The following is a 2,500-nucleotide window of genomic DNA, read 5'->3' on the forward strand; positions in this document are numbered from 1 at the left end:
GTGCTTTTGATCTTGGTTCCAGTGCGTCGCGCTCTGACTTTAGCGCGCCGGTTTTATTATTACTGGATCAAATCAAGCCTATCGGGCCATTAGTACCGGTCAGCTGAACGCATTGCTGCGCTTACACCTCCGGCCTATCGACGTGGTGGTCTACCACGGCCCTCAGGGATACCTTGTTTTGAGGGGGGCTTCCCGCTTAGATGCCTTCAGCGGTTATCCTGTCCGATCATAGCTACCCTGCACTGCGGCTGGCGCCACAACAGGTCCACCAGTGGATCGTTCACCCCGGTCCTCTCGTACTAGGGGCAACTCCTCTCAAGTATCCTACACCCACGGCAGATAGGGACCGAACTGTCTCACGACGTTCTAAACCCAGCTCACGTACCTCTTTAAACGGCGAACAGCCGTACCCTTGGGACCTGCTCCAGCCCCAGGATGAGATGAGCCGACATCGAGGTGCCAAACACTGCCGTCGATATGGACTCTTGGGCAGTATCAGCCTGTTATCCCCGGCGTACCTTTTATCCGTTGAGCGATGGCCCTCCCACTTGGGACCACCGGATCACTATGGCCGTCTTTCGACTCTGCTCGACTTGTCAGTCTCGCAGTCAGGCTGGCTTCTGCCATTGCACTCAACGAGCGATTTCCGACCGCTCTGAGCCAACCTTCGCGCGCCTCCGTTACGCTTTAGGAGGCGACCGCCCCAGTCAAACTACCCGCCACGCAGGGTCCCGGATCCGGATAACGGACCGCGGTTAGACATCAAGAATGCAAAGGGTGGTATCTCAAGGGCGGCTCCACCGAGACTGGCGTCCCGGCTTCAAAGCCCACCACCTATCCTGCACATTGCAGTCCTGATGCCAGTGCGAAGCTGTAGTAAAGGTGCACGGGGTCTTTCCGTCTAACCGCGGGAAGCCTGCATCTTGACAGGCAATTCAATTTCGCTGAGTCGATGTTGGAGACAGCGGGGAAGTCGTTACGCCATTCGTGCAGGTCGGAACTTACCCGACAAGGAATTTCGCTACCTTAGGACCGTTATAGTTACGGCCGCCGTTTACCTGGGCTTCAATTCAGAGCTCTCACCCCTCCTTTTAACCTTCAGGCACCGGGCAGGCGTCAGACCCTATACGTCGTCTTGCGACTTCGCAGAGCCCTGTGTTTTTAATAAACAGTCGCCACCCCCTGGTTTGTGCCCCCAGCCCCTAGTTGCCTAGGAACCGGGCCTCCTTCTCGCGAACTTACGGAGGTATTTTGCCGAGTTCCTTCAACATCGTTCTCTCAAGCGCCTTGGTATTCTCTACCAGTCCACCTGTGTCGGTTTAGGGTACGGTCTCATGATGGAGCTATTTCCAGGAACCGATCAGCGGCCCCTCCAATCCGATAAGGAGGAACAACCTTCACGATCCGTCACTTCCATCTGGCCCAGGAATATTAACCTGGTTCCCATCGCCTACGCCTTTCGGCCTCGGCTTAGGGGCCGGCTTACCCTGCTCAGATTAGCTTTAAGCAGGAACCCTTGGACTTTCGGCGAGAGTGTCTCTCACACTCTTTGTCGCTACTCATGTCATCATTCTCGCTAGTGATCACTCCACGGGATCGCTCACGCGCCCGCTTCACAGTAAGCTCCTTGTCTCCAAAACCTTCCGAAGAAGGCTAAAGAGACATGGAACTATGTCACACTACGCTCTGCTACCATGCACTATGTGCATCCGAAGCTTCGGCTCATGGCTTGAGCCCCGTTACATCTTCGCCGCAGGACAACTTGTTTAGACCAGTGAGCTGTTACGCTATCTTTAAAGGATGGCTGCTTCTAAGCCAACCTCCTGGTTGTTTTGGTCGTCCCACCTGCTTTCCCACTTAGCCATGAATTGGGGGCCTTAGCTGTCGGTCAGGGTTGTTTCCCTCTCCACTACGGACGTTAGCATCCGCAGTGTGTCTGCCATCTAGTACTCCCGGGTATTCGGAGTTTGGTTAGGATCAGTAAGCCTGTGGGGCCCCATTACCCATCCAGTGCTCTACCCCCCGGGGTATTCGGATGACGCTCTACCTAAATAGATTTCGCAGAGAACCAGCTATCTCCGAGTTTGATTGGCCTTTCACCCCTAGGCACAGCTCATCCCGATCCTTTTCAACGGATGTGGGTTCGGTCCTCCAGTTGGTGTTACCCAACCTTCAACCTGGCCATGCCTAGATCACTCGGTTTCGGGTCTGATCCATCTAACTCATGCGCCCTATTAAGACTCGCTTTCGCTGCGCCTACACCTAACGGCTTAAGCTTGCTAGATAGACCAAGTCGATGACCCATTATACAAAAGGTACGCCGTCAGTTCGTAAAGAACCTCCGACTGATTGTAGGCGTTCGGTTTCAGGTACTGTTTCACTCCCCTCGTCGGGGTGCTTTTCACCTTTCCCTCACGGTACTGGTTCACTATCGGTCAGTAAGGAGTACTTAGCCTTCGAAGGTGGTCCTCCGATCTTCAGACAGGATTTCACGTGTCCC

At 54.6% G+C, this 2,500-nt stretch carries 1 rRNA gene (cut by a window edge); it reads right to left on the reverse strand.

Features of this window, described 5'->3' with window-relative positions:
- Nucleotides 1-68: 68 nt before the first annotated feature.
- A 23S ribosomal RNA gene (locus BUA42_RS20740) occupies nt 69-2,500 on the reverse strand; it runs 400 nt beyond the window's last position.

The organism is Marivita hallyeonensis (assembly GCF_900129875.1).
In the GTDB taxonomy this organism is placed as follows: domain Bacteria; phylum Pseudomonadota; class Alphaproteobacteria; order Rhodobacterales; family Rhodobacteraceae; genus Marivita; species Marivita hallyeonensis.